Annotated in this window: 6 protein-coding genes and 1 tRNA gene; all 7 read left to right on the forward strand. The window is 31.0% G+C overall.

Annotation, left to right across the window (positions count from 1 at the left end; genetic code table 11):
• Window positions 1-8: 8 nt before the first annotated feature.
• On the forward strand, window positions 9-452 hold the full coding sequence (locus ENL20_13035; protein HHE39473.1) for a tRNA (cytidine(34)-2'-O)-methyltransferase: 444 nt from the start codon (window positions 9-11) through the stop codon (window positions 450-452).
• Window positions 453-614: 162 nt separating this feature from the next.
• Window positions 615-692, forward strand: a tRNA-Pro gene (locus ENL20_13040).
• Window positions 693-810: 118 nt separating this feature from the next.
• Complete coding sequence (locus ENL20_13045) at window positions 811-1,470, forward strand: hypothetical protein (GenBank protein HHE39474.1); 660 nt, start codon at window positions 811-813, stop codon at window positions 1,468-1,470.
• Window positions 1,471-1,480: 10 nt separating this feature from the next.
• The gene (locus ENL20_13050; protein ID HHE39475.1) at window positions 1,481-3,364 is read left to right on the forward strand and encodes a TIGR02556 family CRISPR-associated protein; all 1,884 of its coding nucleotides are present in this window, start codon (window positions 1,481-1,483) and stop codon (window positions 3,362-3,364) included.
• 1 nt (window position 3,365) lies between these two features.
• Window positions 3,366-4,349 carry a type I-B CRISPR-associated protein Cas7/Csh2 gene (cas7b, locus tag ENL20_13055; protein ID HHE39476.1) on the forward strand — a complete coding sequence of 328 codons (984 nt, stop codon included), beginning with the start codon at window positions 3,366-3,368 and terminating at the stop codon, window positions 4,347-4,349.
• An 11-nt stretch (window positions 4,350-4,360) separates the two neighbouring features.
• A complete protein-coding gene (cas5b, locus tag ENL20_13060; GenBank protein ID HHE39477.1) occupies window positions 4,361-5,071 on the forward strand; it encodes a type I-B CRISPR-associated protein Cas5 in 711 nt (236 codons plus the stop codon).
• Window positions 5,058-5,767: CRISPR-associated endonuclease Cas3'' (locus tag ENL20_13065; GenBank protein ID HHE39478.1), on the forward strand; the 710-nt coding region annotated here is incomplete at its 3' end. The genes cas5b and ENL20_13065, both read left to right, overlap by 14 nt.

The raw sequence follows: 5,767 nt of genomic DNA on the forward strand, positions 1-5,767 counted from the left end.
CCTTTCATATCGTTCTTTACGAACCCGAAATACCTTCAAACACAGGCAATATCGGCAGATTATGCGTGGGCACGAACTCGGTCCTACACCTCATCAAACCAATGAAATTCCTACTAAATGACAAATATCTAAAACGAGCTGGACTTGATTATTGGGACAAGCTCGAGCTTGAGATTCATGACTCATGGGCAGCTTTTCTTAAGAAATATGAGAAAGCGAACAAGTACTATTTTTCTACCAAGCCCCAGAAAGTATATACGGATATTTCATTTTGTGAGGGAGATTTCCTCATTTTCGGACCTGAAACACGGGGTTTGCCGGAATCTATTTTGCATGAATATTGGGAGAACGCTTATACAGTTCCAATGACTAAAGACATTCGCTCAATAAATTTGAGTAATAGTGTCGCTATCGTGTTGTATGAAGGGATTAGACAGGTGGGATTGGTTTGATTTTTCCCCTCTAACCTGTCACGGCGTAGTGTAACGAAGACGGAAAAGAGGGGTGTCCGCTCGCGGACGGGGCGTGTAATATGGATTCTATTACATTTTTTCACATAAAATCGTAGCTTATTTGACATGAATTGATCGGGTTTTAAAAACTTTACTCTCAGTCGGGGCGTAGCGCAGCCCGGTTAGCGCGCCTGGTTTGGGACCAGGAGGTCGGAAGTTCGAATCTTCTCGCCCCGACCATATTTGGGTGAAGACTAACAATATATAAAAAATTGACAATGAAACAAGCGAATTGAATAAATGATGTAATTTAATAAAAAAATCTTCTTATTTCAGCAAGGATGCGAATAAGGAATTTATGAAAATAAAAGAAATTATTTTAGTATTTGAAGGAAACGAAATTAGAAATTCTGACATCCCGAAATTTCGTGGGTATATCTCTAGTAAATATCCAAATTACGAGATAATTCATAATCACTTAATGGATGGTTCATTTAGATATTCATATCCACTCATCCAATTTAAGACAATAGAAAGAAAACCAGCTATCATAGGAATTAATGAAGGTATTGAATTACTTAAGAAAGTATTTATGGAAATTGAAGATATTAAAATAGGTGAACAGAGGAAAGTGATAAACGAGAAATCGATTCTGTTAAGAGAAGAGGAATTTGGAACTGCTGATGATTTTATTAATTACAGATTTTTATCACCATGGATGGCTTTAAACCAGGAGAATTATAAAAAATACAATCGTATAAATAGATATGATCAAATGGCGTTTTTAAAACATCTTTTGCGAGAAAACCTTAAGACGATTTCAAAAGGTTTTGGATATACAATTCCTGATATTGATGAAGTGAAAGTTGATGGAAGGTTTATAAAAAGAATGGTTAACTTTAAAAATATAAAAATGTTATGTTTTGTTGGGAGTTTTATTACAAATTTTTATATACCAGAATACCTTGGAATAGGAAAACAAGTTGCAAGAGGTTTTGGTATGGTGGGGAAAATATAATGGAGGTTGAATGATAAATGCGATTGCAGAACTCGGGAAATACGAAAAAGTGAACGATCCGAATATTAGAACCAATTTTGATATTTGGTTGGAAGATTCTTATGATGAACTGAATTATTCACATTTGATTTTAATTGAATTTAAAAAAGAGAAGAACGAAGAAAAGGAAAAATTATTTAATAATAATTGGAAATGGGTTTTCAGTAAAGTTGATTATCGTGAACATAGTTCAAATTTAAAATCAAAACTTCTATATAAACGAGGATCCTCGAGAGGAACAGATAAAACTCCTACTTGCAAGACTGCAAATAATATTATTGGTAGTTATCATCAAAAAATCAAATCTTGGTTTTTGAATAATCAAAATGTAACTTTTATTGATGAGAATGCAAAAAGATTTATACAAATGATACATTCTGAACTTGAATCAAAGTCTGATGAAATAACTACACAAATTAAAGAAAAATCAGAAAATTTAGCAAGTGGTGGAGTTGTGCTTACTATAGTTTTTGTAGAAAATGGAGAACAAAAATTTATAGGTGATTACAATTTTTTCTCTAAATTCATTACCGAAGAAAGTAAAGTTGATTATAGATATTCAAAAACTTTCAAAAAAACTTCATTCTCTGAAGATCAATTATGCTCTATTTGCAATATGAATAAAGCAGAAGTTTATGGTTATTTCACCTCTTTAAAGTTTTATAATGTCGATAAACCCGGAATGGTTACAGGTGGATTTGATCAGAGTAAAAGTTGGAAGAATTATCCGATCTGTCTCGATTGTGCTCTCGATATTGAACTCGGAATAACAATGATGGATAATAATCTCAAATTCAATTTCTATGGATTGCGATACTACTTAATTCCGAAAACAACAAATGAAAAAGGGAAAGAAGATATTATCGAGGAAATTATTACATACAAAAAATCACAAAGAATAAACGATAAAGACAGGTTGAGAATAACAAATGCAGAAGATGATGTTTTTGATCTTCTTCAAAAGCAGAAGAACAATGTTACTTTTAATCTTCTCTTTTTTGATAAACCTCAAAAAAGTGTTTTCCGAATTTTAGCTTCGATTGAGGATGTCTTACCTTCGCGAATTAAACAACTTTTTGAAACAAAAGAGTTTGTGGATAATATGATTTTCTTCAAAGAATATAAAGAAGGAAAACAAATGTTCAGATTCAACTTTGGAGTTCTGCGAACATTTTTTCCAAACAGTAAAATCGAAGGAAATCAAGATAAATTCTTTTTGGAATTAACTCAAAAGATCTTCAATGACACAAAAATCGATTATCAATTTATTATTCAGCAGATAATTTATTATTTAAGAAATTGTTTTGTTAATGACCAATTTTTTTGGTTTGATTCAATAAAATCATTTATGCTAATTAATTTTTTAAACAAATTAAATCTTTTCAGATTAAAAAGTAAGGAGAACGAAATGGATAGACAATTCTATGAATCTTTTGAAATAAAATCAAAAGAAGAACTGGAATCTAAAGTCGAATTATTCTTTGAAAATTTCAAAGAATTTTATTTAGGTGATATGCACCGGAGTATTTTTCTGGTCGGAGTGTTATCTCAATTTCTTTTGAATATTCAGCAAAGAGAAAGAGGAGCAACTCCATTCAGAAGTAAGCTCAAAGGTTTAAAAATGGATGGTCGGGATATTACCGCTCTTGTTCCTGAAATCATCGAGAAGTTAGAGCAGTATAAATCAAATTATTATATTCCGTTGGAAAACCTGATTTCCAAATATTTGATATCTGCAGGTGATTTCCGAAAATGGAATATAGCAATAGATGAGATGAATTTTATTTTTGTTTTAGGAATGAATTTATCGAAATATTTTAAAATCAAATCAGAAGAAATTAAAGAGGAGTATTAATATGTATAAGATCAAAAACAGAGGTGAGATATTGTTTTTATACGATATCCAGAATGCAAACCCAAATGGTGACCCGAATGATGAAAACAAACCGAGAATGGATGAAGAAACAGGAAGAAATCTTGTAACCGATGTTCGTTTGAAAAGAACGATCCGTGATTACATTAACGAAAAAGGAAATGATATTTTTGTTCGGGAAGTGGTTTATAACAAAGATGGACATATTCAAGATGCAAAACTTCGAGCGGCTGATTATTTACCTGAAGATAAAGATAAAATCAAAGAAATGTCGGCAGAAGTACAAAAGCAATTTATTTCTAAATCAATTCTGTTAGAATGTATCGATGTTCGTTTATTTGGAGCAACAATTCCTTTAGATTTGAAGGTCTTTGATGGGAAGAAAACAAAAAATGTAACCAGTTCAATTACTTGGACAGGACCAGTTCAATTCAAAATGGGAAAATCGCTTCATTCCGTAAAAATTCAGCACATCAAAGGAACAGGAGCTTTTGCTTCCGGGAAAGATGCAACTAAAAAAACATTTCGGGAAGAAGATATTCTCCCGTATTCGCTAATTTGTTTTTATGGAATTGTAAATGAGAATGCCGCGAAACACACAAAACTGCAAACAGAAGATATCAAACTATTGAAAGATGCGATCTGGAATGGAACAAAAGGTTTGATTTCTCGTTCAAAATTCGGTCAGATGCCGAGATTACTTTTATTCATCAATTACAAAGAACCAAATTTCTTTATCGGTGATCTGGATAATCTTATAAAATTGAAATCAGATAAAAGAGATGAACAACTCCGCAAGCCGGAAGATTATCAAATCAATATTTCAAAATTACTCGAACAAATTGAACTTCATAAAGATAAAATTGAAAACGTCGAATTTATAATTGATGACAGAATGAAATTTATTCAAAATGGAAAAGAAATCAAGTTAAATGAATTAGAGAAATTTTCAGAAATCTCTCTGTAACTGGGGGAATTATGGATAAAATTCTCAAATTCAAAATTTGGGGAGATTATGCTCATTTCAAGAAATTTTATACAACAACATCTCCTCTTACTTTTGAATTTCCACCACCACCGACGATTATCGGGATTATTTCTGCAATTATCGGGTTGGATAAAAATGAATATCTTGAACATTTCCAAAATCCTGATGAATTCAAAATCGCATTATCAATACAGAATCTAATCAAGAAAGTTCGTTGGACTCAGAATCTGATAGATACAAAACAGCAATTTTGGAGAATAAAAAACAGAACTCAAATTCGTATTGAATTTCTTAAAGATTCTGCCTTTGTAATTTATTTTTCCCATAAAGATGGAAATATTTATGACCAGTTAAAAAAGAATTTGGAAAACCATACATCTGTTTACTCAATCTCTTTGGGTTTAAGTGAACTTCTGGCGAATTTTGAATTTATTGATGAGATTGAAATTGAGAATTCTAAAAGTGATGATTGGATAAAGGTGGATTCTGTTTTACCGTATTCTTGTTTGCAAGATGATAATTCCGTAGATTTTGAAATCAGTAGAGAAATCTTCAAAGTAAACTTTCCGATATTAATGCAACCGAATCGTATTGTAAACAAAAGGGAAGATATTCTTTTTGAGAGGAATGGCAAACCGATCAAAAGCAAAGTTACACAGTTTTGGAAAACAGAAGAAGGAAATAACATTGTTTTCTTCTAAAATCTACTCTCATCCCGATAAATTAATTTTAGTTCATCTACAAAATGTTGCTTATTCCTGTCTGAAAAAATTCAAAGAAACAAAGCACAATCTGTCTTCATATTTTCCGAATGATCGTTGGGAAAAGCTTGTCTGGTTGATGGGCTTTTCTCACGATTTTGGTAAAACGACTTCCTACTTTCAAGAATATCTTTTTGAGAAAGATGAAAACAATAAAGTAATAATGAAAAACCAACCTGAAACAGGTCATTCGCTTATTTCAGCAGTTTTGACTTTTTGGATAGCAAAAAATTTTGTGAAAGATAAAGAAGGTGAACTTTTACAGATGATGCCTTTCTTCCTTTATTTAATAGTCAAAAAACATCACGGTAATATCAATAATCCAATTCCTTTTTCAGATGAATCAAACGAACTTGATATTCCTTTTGAACATCTTGATAAACAATTGGAATCAATAGATAAAGCAGAATTACAATTTCTTTTTGATAAAATAAATGAAAAATTATCATTAAATATTCAGGTTGAGAATATACCAAAATCATTGAAGGAATATTTCATAAATGAATTAAGAAGAAAAGAAAAAAGAGTATTTAAAAAAGTTAATAAAAAAATCGAATATTATTTTATTTTCCAATTTATTTATTCGTTACTTTTACATTCGGATAAAGAAGATGCAATCTTTGGAAAAGTTAACCA

It is taken from the genome of Candidatus Cloacimonadota bacterium, from assembly GCA_011372345.1.
Lineage (GTDB): Bacteria > Cloacimonadota > Cloacimonadia > Cloacimonadales > TCS61 > DRTC01.

Excerpts from the sequence above, each read along its gene's own strand:
- ENL20_13050 (HHE39475.1), top strand. The coding sequence starts at position 1,481 with ATGATAAATGCGATTGCAGAACTCGGGAAATACGAAAAAGTGAACGAT.
- cas5b (HHE39477.1), top strand. The coding sequence starts at position 4,361 with ATGGATAAAATTCTCAAATTCAAAATTTGGGGAGATTATGCTCATTTC.
- cas7b (HHE39476.1), top strand. The coding sequence starts at position 3,366 with ATGTATAAGATCAAAAACAGAGGTGAGATATTGTTTTTATACGATATC.
- ENL20_13045 (HHE39474.1), top strand. The coding sequence starts at position 811 with ATGAAAATAAAAGAAATTATTTTAGTATTTGAAGGAAACGAAATTAGA.